This is a genomic window from Streptomyces tatrensis, from assembly GCF_049310065.1.
Classification (GTDB): domain Bacteria; phylum Actinomycetota; class Actinomycetes; order Streptomycetales; family Streptomycetaceae; genus Streptomyces.
Genome location: NZ_JBMDLB010000011.1, coordinates 21,753 through 43,514, shown reverse-complemented (window position 1 = coordinate 43,514; position 21,762 = coordinate 21,753). Strand labels below are relative to the sequence as shown.

16 protein-coding genes and 2 pseudogenes are annotated in these 21,762 nt (G+C 68.7%); 5 read left to right on the top strand and 13 right to left on the bottom strand.

The genetic code is table 11. The features are described from left to right. Nucleotides 1-21: 21 nt before the first annotated feature. A complete protein-coding gene (locus tag ACODT5_RS15875; protein ID WP_422519938.1) occupies nucleotides 22-1,719 on the bottom strand; it encodes a type IV secretory system conjugative DNA transfer family protein in 1,698 nt (565 codons plus the stop codon). A gap of 140 nt (nucleotides 1,720-1,859) precedes the next feature. Between ACODT5_RS15875 and ACODT5_RS15870 the strand changes: the two genes are divergently transcribed. Next, the gene (locus ACODT5_RS15870) at nucleotides 1,860-2,180 is read left to right on the top strand and encodes a hypothetical protein (RefSeq protein WP_422519937.1); all 321 of its coding nucleotides are present in this window, start codon (nucleotides 1,860-1,862) and stop codon (nucleotides 2,178-2,180) included. 177 nt (nucleotides 2,181-2,357) lie between these two features. Here the strand turns inward: ACODT5_RS15870 and ACODT5_RS15865 are convergent, their stop codons facing one another. Next, on the bottom strand, nucleotides 2,358-3,902 hold the full coding sequence (locus ACODT5_RS15865; protein WP_422519936.1) for a type VI secretion protein: 1,545 nt from the start codon (nucleotides 3,900-3,902) through the stop codon (nucleotides 2,358-2,360). 1,032 nt (nucleotides 3,903-4,934) lie between these two features. Between ACODT5_RS15865 and ACODT5_RS15860 the strand changes: the two genes are divergently transcribed. From ACODT5_RS15860 to ACODT5_RS15850, 3 genes are all read left to right on the top strand, one after another. Further along, complete coding sequence (locus ACODT5_RS15860; protein WP_422519935.1) at nucleotides 4,935-5,300, top strand: hypothetical protein; 366 nt, start codon at nucleotides 4,935-4,937, stop codon at nucleotides 5,298-5,300. Continuing rightward, nucleotides 5,297-6,658, top strand: coding sequence for a hypothetical protein (locus tag ACODT5_RS15855; RefSeq protein ID WP_422519934.1), 1,362 nt, complete (start codon nucleotides 5,297-5,299; stop codon nucleotides 6,656-6,658). Before ACODT5_RS15860 ends, ACODT5_RS15855 begins: the two co-directional genes overlap by 4 nt. Nucleotides 6,659-7,000: 342 nt before the next feature. Beyond that, nucleotides 7,001-7,858: a recombinase family protein gene (locus ACODT5_RS15850; RefSeq protein ID WP_422519933.1), complete on the top strand. Its 858-nt coding sequence runs from the start codon at nucleotides 7,001-7,003 to the stop codon at nucleotides 7,856-7,858. A 137-nt stretch (nucleotides 7,859-7,995) separates the two neighbouring features. Here the strand turns inward: ACODT5_RS15850 and ACODT5_RS15845 are convergent, their stop codons facing one another. Continuing rightward, on the bottom strand, nucleotides 7,996-8,934 hold the full coding sequence (locus ACODT5_RS15845) for a S8 family peptidase (RefSeq protein ID WP_422519932.1): 939 nt from the start codon (nucleotides 8,932-8,934) through the stop codon (nucleotides 7,996-7,998). A 479-nt stretch (nucleotides 8,935-9,413) separates the two neighbouring features. Here ACODT5_RS15845 and hpf point away from each other — a divergent pair. Further along, a pseudogene (hpf, locus tag ACODT5_RS15840) lies at nucleotides 9,414-9,563 on the top strand (ribosome hibernation-promoting factor, HPF/YfiA family); the annotation flags it as partial. 165 nt (nucleotides 9,564-9,728) lie between these two features. On the opposite strand, the gene ACODT5_RS15835 reads toward hpf, so the two are convergent. The 10 genes and pseudogenes from ACODT5_RS15835 to ACODT5_RS15790 all read right to left on the bottom strand — a co-directional run bounded on the left by ACODT5_RS15835 (nucleotide 9,729) and on the right by ACODT5_RS15790 (nucleotide 21,670). Continuing rightward, nucleotides 9,729-10,544: an ExeA family protein gene (locus ACODT5_RS15835; protein ID WP_362636407.1), complete on the bottom strand. Its 816-nt coding sequence runs from the start codon at nucleotides 10,542-10,544 to the stop codon at nucleotides 9,729-9,731. Beyond that, nucleotides 10,541-11,890: a DDE-type integrase/transposase/recombinase gene (locus tag ACODT5_RS15830; protein ID WP_422519931.1), complete on the bottom strand. Its 1,350-nt coding sequence runs from the start codon at nucleotides 11,888-11,890 to the stop codon at nucleotides 10,541-10,543. Before ACODT5_RS15830 ends, ACODT5_RS15835 begins: the two co-directional genes overlap by 4 nt. Nucleotides 11,891-11,993: 103 nt before the next feature. Continuing rightward, nucleotides 11,994-12,578 (bottom strand): DUF6431 domain-containing protein, encoded by a 585-nt coding sequence (locus tag ACODT5_RS15825; protein ID WP_422519930.1) that lies wholly within the window; start codon nucleotides 12,576-12,578, stop codon nucleotides 11,994-11,996. A 138-nt stretch (nucleotides 12,579-12,716) separates the two neighbouring features. Beyond that, nucleotides 12,717-13,085 carry a hypothetical protein gene (locus ACODT5_RS15820; RefSeq protein ID WP_422519929.1) on the bottom strand — a complete coding sequence of 123 codons (369 nt, stop codon included), beginning with the start codon at nucleotides 13,083-13,085 and terminating at the stop codon, nucleotides 12,717-12,719. A gap of 190 nt (nucleotides 13,086-13,275) precedes the next feature. Beyond that, complete coding sequence (locus ACODT5_RS15815) at nucleotides 13,276-13,602, bottom strand: hypothetical protein (protein ID WP_422519928.1); 327 nt, start codon at nucleotides 13,600-13,602, stop codon at nucleotides 13,276-13,278. A 221-nt stretch (nucleotides 13,603-13,823) separates the two neighbouring features. Continuing rightward, a pseudogene (locus ACODT5_RS15810) lies at nucleotides 13,824-14,798 on the bottom strand (helicase associated domain-containing protein); the annotation flags it as partial. A gap of 209 nt (nucleotides 14,799-15,007) precedes the next feature. After that, nucleotides 15,008-16,186, bottom strand: a complete 1,179-nt coding sequence (locus ACODT5_RS15805) for a Wadjet anti-phage system protein JetD domain-containing protein (protein ID WP_422519927.1) — start codon at nucleotides 16,184-16,186, stop codon at nucleotides 15,008-15,010. Continuing rightward, nucleotides 16,183-19,617 carry an ATP-binding protein gene (locus tag ACODT5_RS15800; RefSeq protein WP_422519926.1) on the bottom strand — a complete coding sequence of 1,145 codons (3,435 nt, stop codon included), beginning with the start codon at nucleotides 19,615-19,617 and terminating at the stop codon, nucleotides 16,183-16,185. Before ACODT5_RS15800 ends, ACODT5_RS15805 begins: the two co-directional genes overlap by 4 nt. After that, on the bottom strand, nucleotides 19,614-20,204 hold the full coding sequence (locus ACODT5_RS15795; protein WP_422519925.1) for a DUF4194 domain-containing protein: 591 nt from the start codon (nucleotides 20,202-20,204) through the stop codon (nucleotides 19,614-19,616). Before ACODT5_RS15795 ends, ACODT5_RS15800 begins: the two co-directional genes overlap by 4 nt. After that, nucleotides 20,201-21,670 (bottom strand): DUF3375 domain-containing protein, encoded by a 1,470-nt coding sequence (locus ACODT5_RS15790; protein ID WP_422519924.1) that lies wholly within the window; start codon nucleotides 21,668-21,670, stop codon nucleotides 20,201-20,203. Before ACODT5_RS15790 ends, ACODT5_RS15795 begins: the two co-directional genes overlap by 4 nt. Between the last annotated feature and the right edge of the window lie 92 nt (nucleotides 21,671-21,762).

The window sequence follows — 21,762 nt, the reverse complement described above, 5'->3', positions numbered from 1 at the left end:
GGCTCGGTCATCGTCGGCTCCCTACTTCTTGGCAGGGCCGGCCTGGGACCCCGCGAGGAGCTTCTTGAGGTCCTTGTCGCGGAAGGTGAGGCGCATCTTCACCTTGATCGGCGGCAGGTTCGTGTACTGGGCGATCGCGGTGAAGTCGGGGAGTTGCTGGAGGGAGTGGACCGGGGCGAGGTCGGTCTCCGTGGCCTGGGTGTTGGTGGAGTGCTCACCGCGGGAGCGGCCGTGGCTGGTCTTCATGACCTCGGTACGCCCGTACAGCCCGGAGAAGTAGCGCAGGGTCTCCAGGTCTCCGCAGCCGGGCAGGAGCATGCGCAGGCCGGAGGCGGACAGGACGGTGTTGGCTTTCTGTACGCCGAGGGATTCGCGGAGCTGGGAGAGGTCGTGCCAGACCGTCAGCAGGGTGATGCCCATGCCGCGGCCGGTGGTGAGGATGTTCGGCAGCCGCGGGTAGCGCAGCATGTTGCCGGCCTCGTCGACGAGGATGCCGACGCTGGGGTCGATCGGCTGCCCGGTGGAGTTGTAGCGGGCTTCGGCCGTATGAATCGCGCCCGCGATCAGGGAACTGATGAGGGGCGCGAAGCGATCGGCGTCGGCCTCGGAGGCGATGACGCAGATGGTGCCCCGCCGCTCGAACCACTCCTCGAAGGTGAAGTCGGAGCGGGCGCAGGTCTCGCGGACCTCCTCGTCGGCGAAGACGCGGGCCAGGACGTTGAGGCTGAACTGGATGGAGCCGACGCCGTCCTCGTGCAGGCGTAGCCAGGGAGAGGCGTAGTCCTCGGCGACGTCGGTGAAACCGTGCGCGAGGAGGACGGCGCGTACGTGGTCCACGGCGTCCTTGCCGAGGGAGATCCAGCGGCGCAGGTCGGCGATGCCGCCGCCGGAGAGGTGGGCGGCGAGCAGGATGCCCTTGAGGACGCTCTTGGCCTGGTCGACCCAGGGTGCCCCCCGCTTGTCGCCACCGGAGGCGGAGGCCTCGGCGAGCCAGGCCGCCATCCGGTCCGCGGCCTTCGCGTCGGCGCAGTAGGCGACGGGGGACCAGTGGTCGCCCGCACGACCGGGGATGCCGGCCGGAGCGATGACCCAGACGGGGCCGATGGCCCGGCGGCGGGCGTGGATGACGTCCAGGTCGGCGGCCTTGGTCGTGGTCACCACCAGGGGGCCCTGCCACTCCGCGGCGTTCGGCAGGACCAGGCCGGTGGTCTTGGAGGAGCCGGGTACGCCGAACACGGTCGCGGAGATGTTGGGCTGGGCGGCGACGATGTTCTTGGTGCGCAGGCCGCGGCCGGCGGTGATGCGGTTGACCCGCTTGGCCGGGTCGTTCGCGGCGTACATCTTCCGCTCGACCTTCGGGCCGCCCCACTGGGCGCCGCCGGAGCGGGCGCCGAAGGACAGCGAGCTGGAGGACAGGGCGCTGGAGATTTTGACGATCACGGCGCCCAGGGCGAGGACGAGGAACGCCGTGAGCCCGTAGAACAGCCAGGATGGCGGGGCCGGGTGATAGACGGAGCCCGGGCCTTTGACGAGGGCCGACAGCACGGTGGTGGGAACGCTGTCCGTGCTGCCGACCCAGCCGTTGCCGGACAGGAGACCGGCGAGCGGGCCGGCCACCAGGACGGATCCGCCGATGGCGACGACCAGGCCGGCGCCGTACGCGGCGAGCAGCGTGTTGTCGTCCAGCCCGGCGGCGGCGGGGCCGGTGCGCTCGGACACGTCATGCACCTACTGTCTTGGGTTCGCTGTGCTGAGGCGTGCCCTGCTCGACCGGGCAACGGTCGTGAAGGGTGTTGCGTCTGCGGGGGTGTGAGCCGGTCCCGGTCCTGCGGAGGGCTGGATCTGTTGAGGGGGGTTCTGTGGAGAAGGACGTGGAGCGGGAGCACACGGCGGATGCGGCGCCGAACGCGTACGAGCGGGTCCTCGCGGAGGACCGGAGGGTGGTACGCGAGGCGCTGCGTACCAGCCGCGGCGGGGCGCACTTCGGGTTGGCGCTGACGGTCTTGGCACTCGGTGCGCTCGGGTACTTCGAGGGCCCGACATGGCCGTTGATCGTCGGGGGCGTGTTCGCGGTCTGGTTCGTGCTGGCTCTCGCCGTCGTCCGCCGACGCGGCGGGCGGGGCGGGAAGGCGATCGAGCGTGCGTACATCGCGACCTTCGGCTGGGCCGAGTGGCTCTGACCTGACCGGGGTCGGGCCGGACGGTCACTCGTCCACACCTCGGCCCACGCCTGCCCGGCCGGCGAGCCCCCGGTTCCCCGACCGGTTCCCCAACCAGCGGCTTGACACAGGCTCTCCGGCACGCTCACCCCGCAGGTTCCGCACGCCTGACGCTTCGGAAATGACGAACCCACGGGCCTAGATCACCATCTTCTCGTCGGTCTCGAAGAGGCGTTGCTCAGTGCGAGAGAGCATCAGCTGGACCGCGTGCGAGCCGCCCCCACGCCCGACCTTCCACAGCGCGCGGCCGCGCTGGCCGGCGCCCCAGGAGCCGATGAGGTCGCATTCGGAGTCGGTGAGGCCGATCGCCTCGCGGGTGATCTGGAGGGGCCGGGTGTCCTGGGCGAGGCTGATGCGGGTTTCGCAGGAGGCGATCAGGTCTCGGGCGATGGCGACGGCCTCGGAGCCGGCCGCGCCCACGGACTCGAAGTCGCTGAGCCGGTGGGTGGCCAGGACCTGGATGGTGCCGGTCGCCCGGCTGAGCCTGAGGTCGGCGTCGATCTTCTTGACCATGGTGGCGCCGCCGGAGCGCATCTGCCGCCACAGCTCGTCGCGTACGACGATCCACGGCTTCTGCCCCGGCTGGTCGATGGCCGACTGCGCCCAGCTGCTGACGCAGGACAGGACCATGGCGACGGTCTCGTCGCCGTACTCCTGCAGCGCGGAGATGTCGACGGACTGGATGGGGGCGTCCCAGTCCAGGTTGATGGAGGTGGCCTCGTCGAAGAGGCCGCCGAGGTGGCCGGTGACCATGCCGCCGAGGGCCGAGCGGATGGAGGCCATCTGCTCGCGGGCCCGCTGGATGTCGCCGTCGCGGATGCGGAGCTCGCGGGCCATCGCGTCGGTGGGGTCGCGCAGGCGGTCGTAGACGAGGGGGAGGGTGGGCACGGCGAAGCGGGTGGCGCCCGCGCCGTGGAGCTCGCCCGTGACCTCGCGCACGGCTACGTCGAGGGCCTCTTCCTCCTGGGGCTGGAGGGTGCGGCGGAGCTGCAGTTCGAGGAGGGCCTTGAGCAGGGTGAGGCGGCGGCGGTGGATCTCGGTGAGGCGGCCCTTCAGCTCGGCCGGGTCCTTGATGAGGTCGAGGCCGGCGCCGAGCGGACCTGCGTCCAGGGGGTTGAGGCGGCCGGGCAGTCGTGGGCCGAGGCGTACGGGTTCCACCCCGAGGTGGCGGCACATCGCCTGGTACTCGCCCTTGACGTCCCCGGCGATCAGCGTTCTGTGGCCGAACGCCATCAGGCGGAGGGACATCGCCTTGATGTGCGCGCTCTTACCCGAGCCGGGGATCCCGGTCACCATCACGTTGGGGTTGGTGCACAGGCCTTCCTTCACCCAGACCGCGGGGTGGGTGCTGAAGGCCTCCGTGGTCAGGACGTTGCGGCCGATGTACGCGCCGATCGGCGGCAGGCTCGCGGCGTGCAGGAACGGGTACATCCCGGCGGCGTTCGCCGTGTCCGCCCGTACGACCTCGGTACGGGGCGCGGAGGCGGCCCGGCCCGCGAAGGGGTGGGTCCATCCCTTCTGCAGTAGGAGGGCGACCTGGATGGCGCGCAGGCGTACGAGGGCGTGGGCCTGGTCGGAGGCTGGGTGTCCGGCAATTTCCCGAAACGCGTTCGGGACATCCCCCGTGTTCGCCCGTACGGGTGAACACGGGGGGGGAATGGCGGGCGGTCGTCCCGAGCGCATCCACCCTGATCACGACGGGATTCGAAGTCCACGCCGACAGGAAGGAGACACTGGTGGGAGTCATCGAACGGCTGTTAGGCAAGGGTGAGCCGGACCCTCCGTACAGCGACTGGCCCACCAGCTACGCCGCTTACCGAGCCGACATGGCCGTGGCCGCCGGTATCGGGCCGGCCCGCGTGCGTTGTCACCGCAACACCTGGGCCTACCTGTTGGAGAACGTCCCCAAGGACGGAGAGAAGGCCTATTCCACCGGGCCCTTGAAACAAGGGAGCGCGTTCCGCCCCCCAGCGGAGGACGAGGTGTCGCCCGACGATGACGGCATGGTGACGGTGCCGCTGGCGGGTACCACCCTCGGGGCGGTCCTCAGCTGGTGCCGCAACATCCAACCCGGCGACATTCACAGCCCACGGACCGAGCTGGACCGGTCCATCGGACGGCGCGTCGGCGCGTCGGCGCGGCAATCTCGCAGGCCCTGGCGAACGTGGTCCCCGCTGGCGGCGGGGACCGGCCCGCAGCAGTGGTCTACCTCGACGACCGGATCACCGCGAAGGACACGACGGCGTGATCCGGTCGTAGGTCCGTACGGCAAGCGTTCGCTCGGGCCGTCCCGGAATCGACCGATTCCGGGACGGCCACCCGCCAGCGCGGCCGAAGCGCGAGAGGCGTCCCGAAAGGCGTCCCGCAACCACCGGGCGCGGCGGAGAAACGGGACGGGTATTCGGGACAGGCCGTACCGAGCGGCCGGGCGGGAGATGTCAGATTCCGTAGTCGTCTGCACTGATGTCCGAAGTCCTCTGCACGCGCGTCGGCTGAGGTCAGCGTGGTCGGCGACGGTCGCGCTCGTCCGAGCTTCCCGTGGCACTCGACTACGAACGCGCTGGTCACCCGTGCAGACGACTTCGGACATTGACATCCGTTTCTGGATGCACGATCCGGAACCACTGCTACTGCCAATCGTCGTTCCGCTTGTCCTCAACGCACCGTTAACATCAGGTCAGTTGGTAGTTGTGTGAGCGTGCGGAGGCGGGACCCATGACCATGGTCGAGAGCTACTGGAACAAGACCGACGAGGAGTTGTACGCCCTGCTGGGGGCGGAACTCCTGGGCGACGGCCTCGGCCTGTCACCGGAGGACGAGGAGAGCCACCGGAAGTTCGGCAAGAAGTGGTTCACGAGCAAGCACGACGAGCTCCAGCGCCGGATCTGCCACGACGAGACGGCGCAGTCATTCCTTGGCACAACGTCGACGGACCGGGTCATCGACGCCGTCACCGTGTACGAACTGATCGGCGATTTCGCGGGAGACGCCAAGACCGCCGCCCTGATCGCGGTGCTCGTGGGCCGGGTCGGGCTCGGCACGTTCTGTCGCAACGCTCCAGCGCCGGAGCTTTCCCCGTGAGCGGCGGGAGCCTCGCCTTCCGGCAGTACGAGTTACTGAAGGAAGACCGGGCCTCGCAGTTGGCCCAGATGCGCGAGCGTATGACGGAGTTGGGCGACGATCGCGGGCTTCGGCAGCTCGATGCGATGATGGCGGAATTCGGCGCGCTCGGACCTCAATCCCCGGATGACCCCGTCGGGGAGATGCTCACGGCATTGACTCGGGAGACGAAGGACGTCCTGGCTGACCTCGGCGCCAGTCGCACGGCCATGGACGATCTCTGGGTCATGGCCATCGACCTCGACGCGTTCTCTGCCCGGATGAGGCGCTTCACCGACGGCTCGGGACTCGTCACTGTCTCGGATGCCACCTTCGGCCTGTGTGGGCTGTACGCCGAGGTTCTGGCGCTCGCCGGGCAGCGGGGCATCGAGCCGCAGGTGCTGGCGGGGCTGCTGCGTTTCTACAACACGCAACAGAGGGTGTTCGGGCTCCGAGGGAAATTGGGGATTCGGCTGGAACCGGTGGCCGTAGGCAATGCCCACCTTTTGCTCTTCCTGGCCTCACAGTTCGTCCTGGCCCACGAGCTCGCGCACTATGTCCTGGGCCACCCGTCCTCGGTAAGCGCCTTTGCGCCTGAGGAGTACCTGCCCGTCTGTTCGGAAAGCCACCAGCTTGAGGCGGAGGCGGACCTGCACGCGCTGCGGGTCGTCCGGCGAGCGTTCGAGGGAGGGGAGGCTGCTTTCGGGGCCGTCGGTGCCGCCATCGGGATGCTGGCCGTGCATGTCACCGAACAGGCCCTCTTCGTACGCCGGGGCGCCAGCCATCCGCCGGCCAGGCAGCGGGCAGCCGCGCTCATGCAGGAGATGACCCCCGAGGAACGCGCATTCGCAAAGGAAGCCTTCGACCTGACCCTGGCGGCGACTGAGGCGGCCTGCGAGACCGGGGCGGGATCTGTGCCCTTCACCGCCGGGATGTTCGGTTCTGCTCCCATCCATACGCCGCTCAGCCCTTCGCATCTGCAGACCGCCGAGGTCTTCGACGCGCTCCAGTGCCTCTCGCGGGAGAATTACCTGACCACCCTCGGCCAGGCGAGCCGCGAGTTTGGCGAGCCTTGGCTCGCGGACGGCGCCCGGCTCGCCGCTGAGGGCGATTCAGCGGGGGCGCTGCGGACGTGGGGCGTGCCGAAAGGAAAAATCGGCGCACTGTGCGATCCGAAGGAGCCGCTGACCTTCAACGCCCTCCACAACAAGCTGCAGGACGCCTTTACCCAGTGCGGGATCCCCAAGAACCACGTGCCCGTATACGCGATCGCGGCGGCGATGCTGGTTGGTGAATTCCTGAAGGGGGAGGCCAGCCAGGCACCAACCGCCTGGGACTAGCCTCACCGCAGGATTCTCCACACTGAGGCTCCGCCAAGCTCGTTTCCGCAGTTCAGTGGGGCTGGTGTGATGCGCCCGTGAGGCGCTCATGCTGACAGGCGGCGTGATCGTTAGCACGAGATCGTCTGGCGTGGGGGTTCTCGCGGGTTCTGGAGTGAGGTTCGGGGGCTGCTGCCAATGTCCGAAGTCGTCTGCACGGGTGACCAGCGCGTTCGTAGTCGAGTGCACGGGAAGCTCGGACGAGCGCGACCGTCGCCGACCACGCTGACCTCAGCCGACGTGCGTGCAGAGGACTTCGGACATCAGCGCAGACGACTACGGAATCTGACAGGAGAAGAACACGTGAACGGAGACCTGGACGAGATCACCCGCGCCGAGTTCGTCGAGCGTGAACCGTGCCCGCGGTGCGGGGCGGCGCCTGGATCGGCGTGCCGGGCCAACTCCGGTGTCGTCGCCGTCGACTACCACACCGGCCGCTACGCGAAGATCCCCACGCTGAAGTCCGGGCCTGCGATCTGCATCCCCGCCGCGCACGGTCCTGGCCGCCCGTGGCAGCCCGGCCCCGAACCCGACCTCGCCGTCGGCGCCGCACTCGCACGCGCCGGCGACCGCATCGGCTACGCCCGCGTCTCCGGCAAGGGCCAGGACCTCGCCGGACAGGTCCGCCTCCTCAAGAAGGCCGACTGCGTACGCATCCACGTCGAGAAGATCGGCACCCGGGAGAAGATCCGGCCCGAGTACAACGCCGCCCTCACCGACCTCCGGCCGGCCGACACCCTCACCGTCACCATGCTCGACCGCCTCGGCCGCAACATGATCGAGCTCATCACCGCCGCGCAGGACCTCGCCGAACGCGACCACCGCCTGGAGATCCTCGGCGGCCCGCTGTCCGGGATCTACGACCCGCAAGGCGCGGGCAAGATCCTCTTCGTGGTCTTCGCCGCGATGGCGGAGGTCGAGCGGGAGTTCATCCACGAACGGACCCTCGTCGGCCTGGACACCGCCGCGGCCAACGGCAAGCACGGCGGCCGCCCGCCGGCCGTCGACGGCGACATGCTCGCCGTCGCCCTGCGCCGCCGCCACGTGAAGGAGTCCGTCACCGCCATCGCCGCGCACCTCGGCATCGGCCGCTCCACCCTGTACCGCACCCTCGCGGCCTACGACGAAGCCGCCGCCACCATCACCGACTCCCGCAAATAGTTACCCGGACCTCCCGAAACGCACGGCGAAATTCCTGTGCCGGTACCGGCCCCACCTTGTGGAGGCTCCGGCCGGCGATGCTCGACGGGACCGGGCCAGGTCAGCAGCACGGCCCGGCGGGGAGTACCCAGCAGGTGTCAGTTGCGCGTGGGGACCTGGAGCAGCAGGTTGGGCGTGGTGGAGTCGAGGTCCGTGATCACGCCGCGCGCCGCCAAGCTGGTGATCTTCGTAGCTGTGTCGGCAGGCCGTACGCCTTCGCTGAGCAGGGCGGCTGCCACGCCTGCGGTGTGCGCGGCGGCCATAGACGTGCCGGAGCGTGTTTTGATGGCGGTCCGGCTGCCGCTGCTGGCCGAGAGGATGTCGACGCCCGGTGCGAGGATGTCCACGCACTTGCCGTAGTTGGAGGAGGTGGCCTTGAGGTCGTTGGGGTCGGTGGCGCCGACGGTGATGGCCTTCGGTGCGCGGGCAGGGGACGTCTGGCAGGCGTCCTGGTTGGTATTGCCGGCGTGGGCGACGACGACGACGATGTTTTGGTCGGCGGCGGCCTCGATGGCTTTGTCCAACTCGGTGTTCTTGTCCATGACGACGCCGAGGAGGAGGACGTTGCCCTTCAGGCCGTTCGCGTGGTCCCGGACCCACTGGACTGCGGCGATGACGTCAGGCATGTCGGCCCCGCCGTTGCAGCCGACGGCCTTGACGGCAACGACCTTGGCCTTCTTCGCCACCCCGTAGCGGGTGCCGACGGCGGTGGCGGCGACGTGCGTGCTTTCGCCGTGGCAGTCGCCGTTCGTGCCGTCGTCGGTGGTGTTCGTGCCCCAGGCGACGCGGCCCGCGAGGTCGTCGTGGGTGGTGTTGATGCCGGTGCCGAGGACGTACACGTTGACGCCTTGGCCCCACTTGGGGTCGTAGGTGAACCGGAGTGGGGGCTGGCCGAGCTTGGCCGCCTGGGAGATCCGGGCAAGGCCCCACGGGGCGTCGGTCTGCGTGTCCGCCCACGCGCCCGTCGGGGCGTTGGCAGCCAGTGCCACCGCCCCCGCCGCCACCGCGGCCTTGCGGCACCAATCACGTCGGTTCATCCGCATCTCCACTCACATTGACCAGGGCCGCCTTCGGCCACCATCCGGTATCAACGGCACCTCCCGTGATCCGTAATGCGCTCGTCCGAGGGAAGACTCAGAGGAAAGCAGACCAGGGGCCGACCGGCAGCGGTGGCCTACGAATCAGCTCAGCGTGGCTTGTGCAGGAACCTTGGCTGGCTCCCAAGCAGATCGTGAACAATCCGACCACCACCAAGAAGGGCATGCGCGACGTCCCCGCCGACCCGGTCTAGATCAAGTCCGCCAAACGCATCGACTGACGCAGCCTGACCAACGAGGGCGCCCCTGGCCAGCCGGCCAGGGGCGCTCTTCTGACCTGCCCGGGTGAGGTTGACGAACCTGCGTCACCCGTCAGGCCCGCGACCCTAAGATCATCACCGCAAGATACGCACCGCTCGATACTGCTCACTTTCAGTGACGGGCCTGGGCGGGTGGTCCTTCAAGCGAGCGGAGATGCCATGCAGGTCAACATCAGCGGTCACCACGTCGAGGTCACCGAGCCTCTGCGGGAGTACATCCTGGAGAAGCTGGCGCGAGTGGAGGGCCACTTCGACAAGATCACCAATGCCACGGTGATCCTGAAGGTCGAGAAGCTCCAGCAGAAGGCTGAAGCGACCCTTCAGATCCCCGGCGGGGAGGTCGTCGCGCACGTGTTGAGCGACGCTGAAGATGAGCATGAGGGCGACGTGCTGGTTGTCGATGGGATGGGATGCAAGGACCCCGGCGGCCGTCAGGCCGCCGGGGTCCTCGTGAACACGGTGTCGGCTTCGTGCTCACTCTGTCGCGTGTGTCTCCGTGATGGCGGTGCGAGTGGACGACTCGTCGACGATTCCCTTCTCTTCGGTGAAGGCGGCGATGAGGGACTGCCAGGCGATGTTGTTGACCGAGCGGGGCAGGCCGCGGCTGGTGAGGTGGATGAGCTCGACGGCGTCGTCGGAGAACAGCGTGTCCTCTCGCCCGGCGATCGTGAGGTGGTGCTTGATGTAGCTGGCGGTCTCCTCCTTGCTCATCGTGGGCATCTGATAGCTGATCGAGATCCGCTGGTCCAAGGCCGCCAGAACACCGTGTTTCATCCGCTTGCGCAGGGTGGGCTGACCGATCAGCAACACCGCGAACGGCGTCGTGGAGTCCATGTCGTAGTTCGTGAGCATGCGGATCGCGTCCAGCTCCTGGTGGTCGAGCAGGTGCGACTCGTCGATCACCACAGCCGGCGTCCTGCCCCGTTCATCGACCTCCGCGGCCAGCGCGGCGGACGCCTGCGTGGCGAGAGCGGCCAGATGGAACTTAGGGGTCCCGCCCAGGCTGGTGACGATGCGGTCATAGAGACCGCGCATGCCGACCTCGGGATTCGGCTGGTAGATCACCGTGAACCGGGCCGGATCCAGCGAAGCGACGGCGCCTTTGAGGGCGACGGTCTTGCCGGATCCGACTTCGCCGGTGACCACGCCGATCGCCCGGTTGTTGATGCACCACGCGATGCGGGCGGCGGCTTCCCGGTGGGAATGGTGCTGGTGAAGCATGGACGGGGCCAGATTGCGGCCGAAGGGGACCCGGGTGAACCCGAAGTACCCCTGAACGCGGTCGATCATCGAGCTCCCCGCCCGTCGTCCATCAGGAACGAGTAGTTGATGCCCTTCGCGGTGTTCGCCGTGTGCTTCTCGTCGAGGATCTTCAGGTAGTCGATTCCAGTCGGCGGGGCCGACTCCGGCGGTGTCTCCGGCCTCGCCTTCGGATGGGTATGACGACCCACCCGATGCGGGACCGCCTTGCCCGCGCTCTTGCCCGAGTCCTCGATCTCGGTCAGGTCGAACGGGTCGAAGACCAGCTCGACCTTCATCCCGACCAGCATCGGGTCGACCTCGTAGCTGTTGCCGTGCAGGCTGACCGTCGCGGTCTTCGTCACGGTCCGGAACTCCGACCACAGAAACGCCTCCCGAAGATCAGCGGGGCTGGGCAGCGGCAGCGGCCGGGGAATCGAACCCAGCCACCGTTCGATCGGAGGCTGCCCCGTCTCCGAGTGCACCGTGCGGTGATAGACCGTCTCCACCCACGCGGTGAAAAGCCTGTTCAGCTCGCTGAGATGCTCAATCTGGCCGACACGTTCCTCGTCGAGCTCGACCAGGAACTGGTCACGGACGGTGCGGAAGAACCGTTCGATCTTCCCCCTGCCCTGCGGCCGTCCGGGCTTGGAATGGGTGAGGCGGACGGCCAAAGACGCGCAAGCCCGCAGCAGCCACGTGTCGACGAAGGCACTGCCGTTGTCGACGTAGATCGACTCCGGGACCCCGCGGGCAGACAGTGCCGGCCGCAGGGCCGCGGCCAGGCGGACGGTGTCCTCGGCGAACCCGAACCGATGTCCCACGATCGCCCGGCTGTGATCGTCGATGAACGCGAACAAGTACGTCTTGCGCCCACCGATCCTCGGCCCGTGCAGGGCGTCCCCGGTCCACAACTCGTTGCCGCGGGTGGCCTCGAACCGGCCGAACACGCTCTTCTCGCCGCCAGCGCCGGTCAGGCCGGCGTCCGCGAAGTGTCGCTGCAGCGTCCGGTCGGTCGGCGACCACCCCTGCGTGGTCCGCAGGATCCGCTGGATCTGCGCGGCCGTGCGGGCAGGGTTCTCCTTCTTCAGCGCCGCCGCCAGGTCCAGCACCTCCACCGGGGTCCGCGGGGTGACCTGCCGCTGGGCCGGCACCAGCGCGGGAAACCCGCCCGCGCGGTAGTGACGGGCCCACCGGTCCAGCGTCCCGCGGGCGACCCGCACCTGCCGGCCGAACGGATCGGTGTGCTCCTTCGCGGCCAGTTCGCGGGCGAGCTTCCCGCGCTGGCGCGTCGTGAGCTTCGTGTCGATCAGGTCCTGGATCAAGCCGTAGCGGAACAGGCCCACCTGCCGGGCCCGCTCCGCCCGGCGACGGTCCTCGTCCTCACTCGGTGACATAGGCAACCCACCTCGCGTCTCGAACAACGCCCGCCGCTGAGTCGGCGGACAAGATCAAGACTTCCGGCACCTCCTGATCCCGCCCAGGGGCGGCCCGTGTTGATCAAATAGCGGAAGAAGACGAGGTCAACAGCCTGCCGCCTATCGCCCTCCCGGCGAACTCCCACCGCGACACCGTGAGCATCCCCGGCCACTTCGTCGCAGCCGCCCGATGGGCGGCCGCGACCGCCGAAACGGCGTCGGCGAACGTCGAAGGCGTCGCATCCGGCATCACCGGGTCGTCCGCGAGCGCGACGAGAGCGACGGTGAAATGGCGGCGAACGGCCTCCGCCCGACCGGCGAACGCCCGCAGCCAGCCACGGACCGTGCCCTCGGCCAGGCCCAGGTGGGCGGCGATTCGGCGGTGGCCCATGCCCAGGGCGGCTATCTCCAGCCCGGCCCCGATCACCACGGCGGCGTCCGCCCTCCGCGGCCAGAGTGCCTCCGCCAGGAGCACATGGGTGACCTTGCAGCCCGAACACCGCGTACGGCGTGGCCGCAGAAACAGCCGGGCCCCCAGATCACCCCGGATCGACCGCGGCCGGCCATGACCCCACGGCGCCAGAACCGATGAGCACAGCGGACATGCCAGTTGGCCGGCCCGCAGCTCTCGCTCGACAAGCAGCGCGTCCGAGTCCACGATCAGCACCGACAGCCTCCGCGGCCAAACTGTGCTCGGTTCCGAGCACGGACGAAGTACCGCCAGCCTGCCCAAACGCCAAAGGATCATGTTGCTCAAGGCGTCAATGGTCTTGGACGAGGAATCGTCAGAACCCGCGAGTTTCAGTCACCCGGCTTCCGGCTTCGCGACGTAGAGCAGAGCGTGGCGGCGCCCGGGCCACGTAGCGTCTGTCCGACCAACATGAATCTCGGCGGCGATCTCCGAATGCTGTTCAGGCCCCCCGCCGAGGAACACCCTGAGCTCGAAGATGATGTCGTCGAGGTCTTCTTCCACCTCAGCAGTACGTTCGGTGATGGCGAAGTGGAGGACGATCGCGTCCGGTCGAGGCTCTACCGCGATACCGCGCAGATGTGGCCCGACGAGTCCCAAGGCCGCTTGACCTGTCTGATTGAGCAGATAGTTCCTCCGCAGCAGGACACGCTCTTCGGCCGCCGTGATGTGCGGGTTGTAGTACTGCCGGGCGGGGTGATCCACGTCCGTAGAGTACCGACCCCCTCGGCACGGCCTCACGTCAAGGCTTTCTGAACGAACGACGGCTCCATGGCCCGCTCGTGTTCACCGTGTCGTCGCGCACGAAGAGACAGCCCGGTCCCGGACGCAACTACATCCCGTGTGCAACGGGAGTGTCGCCGTCACCTCGCTTCATCACCACGCTGAGAGTCGCCTAACAGGCCAGGGCCACGGCCAGGTCAGGGGTGTGGGTGACAACCCTTCCCTGTTCCTCCCACACGAACTCCACTGGCCGGCACGCGATGCCCACCACCTGCGGATCGCGGTCCAGCAGCATGACCGCGTCCCGCATCGCCGCGCTCCCGTATCCGACCAGACGGCTGGTGGTCGCAGACCACCAGCATCCCGGAGCCAACCGCCGTCCGCGCCGTACCGGGAAACCACGTACGACCGGGTAGTCCATGGGCCGTAGCTCCCCGGTCGTGGTCCGCCACGGCAGCTGGACCACCACCCCGTCGGGCCCCACGAACCGTACGTTCACATGACGCGGATGCACCCTGCCCCCTCCGTCGATTCCGAGGCAAGATCACAGGCAAGCCCCCTCCGCCCTCAGTGGAAACGGGTCGACCAAACTGGGCAATGCGCAGATACACCGAGCCACACGATGCGGTGAAAAACTCTCAGACCAGCCCGAAGGCTCCTTCTGAATCTGCTATGTCCGGGGCGACAGTGGATCGGTTCAGCGACCGGCCTGTACGCGTGCTACGCCCACTCCACGCCCAGCTCCCGCAGTGCGCCGAGCTGTTCAGCAGTGAGTTTGTCGCGCCTTGCCTTGGTGTTCGAGACCCATACGCCGAGCTTCACGGTCACCGGCTCGGCCTCGCCGTCGACCGTGGTCTCAGCATGGCCGCGGGGTACGGGCCGCTGGCCTTCCCGCTCGATACACTCGCGAGCGCGGCGAGGCCCCGCTGGAATGCCTGCTGTGCCTTAGAGGGGCCCTTCGCCGTATGCGTGGCCGCCGGGGCGGGCGACGGTGCCTCTGCGGGGGTCCCGCCCAGCCGGGTGAGGCGCTCCTGCTGGGCGGGTAGGAGCCCGGCCCAGATACTCGGCTTCTGCTGTTGCTGGAGCCATCGTCCGAGGTCGTCGCCGTCCATCACCACGCCGGGTTCGATGGGGCGGGACGCCGCCGGCTTCGGTGTCGGAGAGGTCGGCGAGGACGCGGTAGCGCCGTTGCCAGTCCAGCGGCCAGGGGCAGTCCCACTCCGGGTCGATCGCCGTGAGCTGCGGCGCGCGCACGGCGGCCCGCTCCGGGTCCTTCCCGAGGCCGTTCTTTGCGCCCGTGCGGCGGAGGTTGGCCAGGTGCTGCCCGACCGGCATCGTGGCCGCGCCCTCGCCCCACACAGCTTCCTGACGAGGTGCGAGGTGCCCAGTCGCGCGCCGGTAGGAGCGGAGCGCGGCGAGCTTGGCCTCCCACGCCTCCTCGCCCGGTTCCCACACTATTCCGGCCTCCGGGGCGTCGAGGAGTTGCTTGCGCCGGCCCTCCAGTTCCCCGGCCCGCAGCGCGCGGCGCTGCTGGTGAAGCCACCACCCGAGCGGGAACGCCGTGGTGACGCCGACCTCGGTCTCTGTGTCGAAGGGGACGGCGTGCAGGCTGATGATGTGGTGTGCGGCGCGCCAGCGGATGAGGGCCTGGTAGCCCTCCAGCCACACCAGGCCCTCGGGCCGGTACACCCGCGTGCTGTCGTCAGGGGCTGCAGAGGGTTGACCGACGGGCTGCCGGCGCGTTCGTCGATCTTGGGCCGCGACCCGTACGCCGCGGGCCCGGTAGGGGCGGATGTCGGAGCGCAGGGAACCAGCGGACCGCCCGGCCGGACGGACGCGGGAGTGGCGTCGTCCTCGACCATGGTCCTGGCCCGCGGCCGTCCGGTGTCCGCAGCCCCCGGACGTCACCCCCGGTGCCGCGTCAGAGCCTCTCGCACGGTGGTGATGGCTATGCGCTCTTGCTCCAGGCGTAGGTGCGGCCGGTAGGTGCCGGTCCGCAGGTCCTGGTAGAGATGGGCCTCCTCGGGTGTGAGGTTAGTGAGGCCGTCGCGTGCTTGCGTCTTCTCTTGGCTCCAGTGGGACTTGTGTGCGAGAAGGGTGGCGCGGTCCATGAGTAGTGACGTGGTGTGCGGGAAGCGTCCTCGGACTTGGTCGAGGATGGCGAAGCCATGGGTGTCGATGTCGCCCCAGTAGCAGAGGTCGACGTCGTCGAGCCAGGGCAGGTGACGCAGCAGGGCAGCGGCGTATCCGGAGCCGAGAATGGTGATGGCGTCGGGGACCGGCGGCAGCGAGAGATAGGTGATCTCGTTCTCGAGGACGAAGACGGTGCGTACCCCCGGGGGCCAGTCGGCCAGTTCCTGGGCGCGGACGGTGAGTTCGCTGAAGGGCAGGGGAGAGGCGCCGAGGTAGCGCAGGCGGATGTAGATGGGCTTGGTGCGGAAGCCGTAGCGTGCGGCGAGATCATTCTTCGGGGCGCCGGCGTCTATGCGGTTCTCGGGGAGGGCGTGGTCGAGGAGCTCGGCGAGGATCGCCTTGTGGGTCTCGATGAACTTGGTGTCCACGCCGGGGACGTCGATCTCGCGCAGATAGACCTGTTGGGCGCTGTGGTCGCGGATCCAGCGGACGGTGCGTACGAGCTGGTGCCAGGCCGCGGTGTGCAGGAGGACCTTCATGGGGTGGTCGGCCATCCACCGGGCGAGGCCGGGGTAATGGAGTGCGGTGTGCTCGTACAGGGTGTGGAAGCGGTCGACCAGGTCGGTGACGCCCAGCAGTGCCCATAGGGCGAGGCGGGTGTCGACCCAGGCCCGGGCTGGCAAGGTGTGGGAGGGAAGGCCGTTGCGGCCGCCGATGGATTTAGTCTGGAGGCGCAGTTGGGGGTGAAGGCTGGGGGCCCAGGACTGCGCCCAGGCGAGTGCCTGCTCGTAGTGGTGCAGCGTGTCGGCCGCGGTCGGGCCCTTGAGCGGCACTGCGATGGGTTCGAAGGGGTGTCCGCCTGCTGCGGCGGCGAGGTAGCGGCCGCTGGTCCACTTGCGACGCAGGGTCTCGACAACGTCCTCGGGGCGGCTCCACGCGGCCGGTGTCATGACTGCTCCGCGGGCGGCTGGTGGGCCTGCCGGGCCGCTTGTTTGTGGGCGCGGAACTCCTCGATGGTGAGGTTGACCAGGCGGGAGCGGGTCTCGTCGGGCTTGTCGACGTAGCCGACGCGGGTGACGTGGGGCTCGATGACGTGCAGCTTCTGGAGCGGGGTGATGACAAGGAGCTGCAGGCCCAGACGCTGGAACAGGTCGAGGGCGAAGTGGGCGGAGGAGTCGTCTCCGCGTCCGAAGGCTTCGTCGATGGTGACGAAGTGGAAGGTCTTGGTCTTGGCGGTGGTGGGGTCGATGCGGAACTGGTAGGCGAGAGAGGCCGCGAGGACGGTGTAGGCGAGCTTTTCCTTCTGGCCGCCTGACTTTCCGCCGGAATCGGGGTGGACCTCGTGCTCGTTGTCGGTGCCGCGGTCGAGCTCGCTGGCGGAGAAGACGAACCAGCGCCGCACGTCGGAGACCCGGGCGGTCCACCCGGCGTCGACTCGGGTGTGATCGGCACGGCCCTTGAACCGATCGAGGAGCGCTTTGACCTGGAGGAACTTCTCCTCGGTGTAGGTGTCGCCGGTGTCGTTGGAGAGCGCTTCGCTGCTGCAGGCTCGCAGGTCGTGCTGGAACTCGCGGATCTCTCTGTTCAGCGTGGGGGCGGCGTTCAGCTGGATGTAGCGGCCCGGGTTGTAGTCGATGCCGGCCAGCGAGTCGTTGATCACGTCGATGCGTTCGCGGATCTGCTGCTCCTGGGCGATGAGCCGGCCCTGGAAGGAGGCGATGTCCCGGATGACATTGGTACGTAGGTAGAGGAGAAACTGCTGCTCGAAGCGGGGCAGGTCCTCGTCGGTGAGATGGCGGTGCAGGGATCTGTAGCCGACGGCGGACTCCATGGAGTTGTCCAGTTCGGTGGTGTGGGCCGGGTATCTGCCGCGGAACGCGGTCATCAGCCCGATTGCCTGGTTGCTCGCCTGGCGCAGGGTGTCGTTGCGTCTGCCGATCGTGCGCTGCAGTTGTGACTCGGCGTCGCGCTCGGCGGTGTCCAGGTCCTCCAGGCGACTGTCATCGCTGCCAGCCGCGGGCAGGAACCTGCCCAGGGCGCCTTCGTGCTCCGCCATGGCGTCGAGGTCGCACTTCGCCAGCAGGCTCGTGGTCTTCTCCAGCAGCGTGGTGGTGCCCTCGGTGTCGTGGCGCAGCGCGCCCAGTTCTTCCTGGCCCTGGCCGAAGGCTTCCTCGCTCTGCTTGATGTCGTTCCTGGTTTGCTGGAGCTGCGAGGTGAGCGCGTCCAGGCCTGCTTCGGCCTCCAGGGTGCGCTTTTGCCGCTCGAGCTGTTCGATGTCGGCAGCGGTGGTCGGCCAGTCGAGTTCCGCGTAGGCGGTGACGCTGGTCAGGAGGGTGAGGGCGCCGTTGGTTTTGGCGCGGGCCTCTTGCCGCGTCTCGAGCTCGCGGGTGGCGGCGGTGAGGGCGGCGCTCTCGCGGGTGAGGCGGTCGGCGTCGGCGAGGAGGGCGTCGAGCTTGGTCTGGTTACTCCAGCCCAGCACCCAGTTGCGCCGGTCGTCGATGCGGTGGGTGTCATTCTTCTCGTGGCGGCCTCCGCCGGCCTTGACCAGACCTTGCCGGGTGACGGCAGGCCGGGTGGCGCGGGTGAAGGTGTCCAGGTCTTCGGCGCACAGGTAATCGGCGCGCGAGCGTAGCCGTGCGGCGAGCCAGTCGCGGGCCCAGCTGTCGGACTTGAGGTCGAGTTTGCCGGTCAGCAGGGTGCGGTCGTCGGGCAGCATGGTGCGCGGAGTGTGGGCGGGAATCTCGTAGTAGACGATCCTGATTCCCAGGTGACGGCCGTTGATCCAGGACGAGACCGCATCGTAGTGAGTGTGCGGGACCAGCAGGGACAGGGCGAATCCGCGCAGGACGCGTTCGGCGGCGCCGGCCCAGGCGGCCTCGTCGTCGCGGACCTGGATCAGCTCGCCGGCGAACGGCAGGATGTCGATGCTGACGCCGGTGGCGGAGGCGAGTTCGCGGCGCAGGTCCAGCAGATGGGCGGGAATGCTGGAGCGCTGCTGCTGCAGGCTGGTGATCTCGCGTCGCATCTCGTCGGTTGCGGCGGTGTTGTCGCGGCGCGCGACGGCGAGGCCGTCGAGTTCCTCGCGGTCCTGCCGTTCCTGTTCCCCGGCCCGGGTGCGGGCGGCGGCGATCTGCTCCGTGCGCTCGTGGAAGGAGGCGGAGTCGGTGACTGGGTCCATGCCCGCTCGCGCGAGCCAGTCGTTGTACTCGGTGGCGCGGTCGCGGCGCCGCTTGCGTTCGCGGCCCAACTCATCGATCCGGCCGGTTAGCAGGACGAGCTTCTCCCCGCCGGCGCCGTCGATGCGGCGCTGCAGGCCGTCGGCCGCACCGCGCAGCTGCTCCAGTTGCCGCGCGCGGGTGAACTGCAGTTCCTCCAGTTCCATCGTGCGGGCACGCAGGGCCGTGTGGCGTGCGGCGAGGAGGCGCTGGCGGTGGCCGGCGAAGAACGCGGGGACGGCACCGCGGCGCCTTTCCAGGATGGTGAGGTCTTCCTGGAGGGTGTCGTACCGGGTGCACGCCTCGACGATCGGTGTCAGGCCTTCGATCATCTGGCGGGCCCGCACCACTTCGCTGTGGCTGGCGGTGAGTGCGTCGAAGTGAGCGACGATCTTGTCGACGGCTGCCTGCGCGTCGAACGGCTCCAGCATCCGGTCGCGGACGAATTCGTCCAGGCTGCCCACGGCCTTCATCGACACCGTCTGATGGAACAGCTCCAGAGCCTGCTCGCCGGGGATGCCCAGGCCGCGGCGCAGCGCCTTGCCGTACTGCGTGTACGCGCTGCCGTGGAGGGTGGCACCGCGCTGTTTCAGCTGCCGACGCAGGTCGGTGATGTCGGTGCCGAAGCCGGTGAAGTCGGTGTCGATGGACAGCGGGTGCTCGGCGGTCAGGTAGAACCGCTCCGGCTGCCCGGTACTGGTAGGAGAGGTCCAGTAGAAGACCTGCGCGAGTGTGAGGTGGGTACCGAGGGCGTAGTTGGTGAAGACGCCCAGGATCACGCTGTAGGAGGCGTGGTCGCGCAGCCCCACGGGGCGCGTACTGCCGGTTGCTTCGACACGTTCGTTCCGATAGTGGCCCAGGACGTAGGAGCGCAGGTCGCGTTCCTTGGCGTCGGCACCCGCCGCCTTGTTGTAGTCGATCTTGTGGGCGGGCAGGAGCAGTGTCGTGATCGCGTCCACCAGGGTGGACTTGCCCGAGCCCACACCACCGGTGAGCAGCGCGCTGTGCCCGTCGACGGCGAACGTGCGGGTGGTGCGGTGGAAGGTGCCCCAGTTCAGCACCTCCAGGCGGGCGAGCCGGAATCCGGGGCCGACGTCGTAGGTGTGTGCCGGGCCGGGCGCCGTCTGGCGGGGGATGAGCGCCGCCGGGCCGGTGGTTAGAGTCATGCGTCGTCCTTAACCGTGGTGGAGACAGCGCTGCGGTAGGTGGCGAGGAGGTCGCTGAAATCGCTCAGAACCTGGGCGTCGACCAGGGCTTTGAGGTGCCGCCGTACCTCGTAGGTTGCGGTCTGCTTCGTCGGGCGCAGCACCTTGAGGTCGACGAGCTTCCTTATGTGGGCATCGATCTGGTCGACGAGCTGGGCTTCGTTGCCGCGTGGGGGCAGGAAGCCGCGGACCATCTCGACCAGGTCCTCACGGGTCAGCACCAGGCGCGGATCGTCGGAGCCGGCGTCGCTGTCCGCCAGCCGCCCGCGCAGCAGGACGAGCATCAGGCTGACGGGGAAGGAGAGCCGGTGGCGGGTGACCAGCCTCGGCACGGTGGTCCCGTCGTCCCGGGCCTCACTGTCCTGCTGTCGCACGTAGGCGTAGCCCTCGGCGCGGTCGACGACGACATCGAGGCCGATCACGCCGAGGTAGTCGCCGATCGCCGCCTGCTGGGCGAGGATCTGCTCCCACACCAGCGGGGTGTCGCCCTGGTAGAGCACGCCCGCCTTCAGCAGGTGGACCACGGGGGTGGTGAGGGCATCGCTCATCGCGGGTCGGCCTTTCCGGCGGCCGTGCCGCCCTCGTTGCGTACGAACGTCACATGCGGCACCTCGGCCCGGGCGTGGCCCGGTGCCCCCACACGCGGGTAGACCAGGACATCGGTATGCCCTGGGTCCACGCTCACATCCAGATCGGGATGCTGGATGCGGAAGTAGCCGAGCAGTTCCGCGAGCCCCAGGGTCAGCGGGTGGTCCTCGACGACAGTGGCCAGGGCCGCCTGGCCGTGCGGGCTCGCGGCGACCGCGTCCAGGACGTGGCCGGCCAGCAACTCGGTGTCCACGTGGATGCCGGCGAACAGCTCCGTGAGATCCGCCTCGATGTCGTCGGAAGGCCCTTGCGTGGTGGTGTCCAACTCGACGCGTTCGACCGGCATGTACAGCCGGCGCTCCATCGGCAGCGCGATGCCCGCCTGGGGCATCTCCAGCTCCATGCCGGGCAGATCCGCCATGTCGCCCAGGGCGGTGACGTGGCGCTGGACGGAGCGCACCAGCGCCAGCACACGCTGGTCCTCCGCCCGGCCTCGGTCGGCCAGGAACCGGCGCAGCTGTTCGGTCAGCTGCCGGACGGTGTCTTGGGTGTTCTCCGCCGCCTCCAGCCAGGCGAACGGAACCTTCAGCAGGGTCCGGTCGGTTCTGCCCTCCAGCTGCGGCAGCTGGGTGACCTGCTGCAGCAGTTCCCGCAGCTCCTGCTGGCGGCGTGGGGAGAGGAGGTAATCGAAGAACGCCTGGAAGCTCTGCCCCTGGTCGGATTGGGCGATCTCGTCGCGCTCCAGCAGGAAGGCAGCCAACTGCTCGCCCTTTCCGCCTTCCGCGGTCGCCACTTGCCGACGCAGCCGCCGGTCCAGTTCCCGCAGATTCGCCTCCACCTCACGGAAGTCCCGCAGGAGTTCGACCGCGATGCTCTCCACTTGCTGGTAGCGGTCCAGCAGGGCGAGCGGGGAAAGGAGTTCCACCTCTCCGGTGAGCAGCCGGGCGATCTGGGCGTCGAGCGCATCACGTTCCCGGCGCAGTTCGTCGATGCGCGCCTGCGGGTCGGTCTGCGCCCCGAAGGCCATCTGCCGAAGAAGCGTGACGACGGTATTCAGGCGGGACTCGGTCCCGATGAACGAGCGTGCCGGCAAATCCCGCACCCAGGCCACGGCCTTCTCCAGGGCCGTGGTCGCATCGAAGTGCGCCTCGTCCTCGCCGGGCGGGTAGAACTTGCGCAGCCAACCGATCTTCGTCCACTCCGCCAGATAGCCGGCTGCGGTCCGCGGAAAGGAGCCGGGCTCGCGCTCGTTGAGGAGGTAGAGCTGGTCGTCCAGCCGGGACTCCAGCACGCTCTCGGGCACGCCGCGCGCGTTCTCCTCGACGAACACCGTGCCGCAGAAGGACAGCACCAAGGCGGCGTTGTCCGCGCGCAGTAGCACCCATGCCGGGTGGCTGGTGAGAGCCGTGACCTGATCGAATTGCATGCAACCCCCGATCGCGAACCTGCGGTTTTCCGTATCCGCCCGGAATGGAGCGGATACGGAAACCTTAAAGACGGGCACTGACAAAAGCCGGA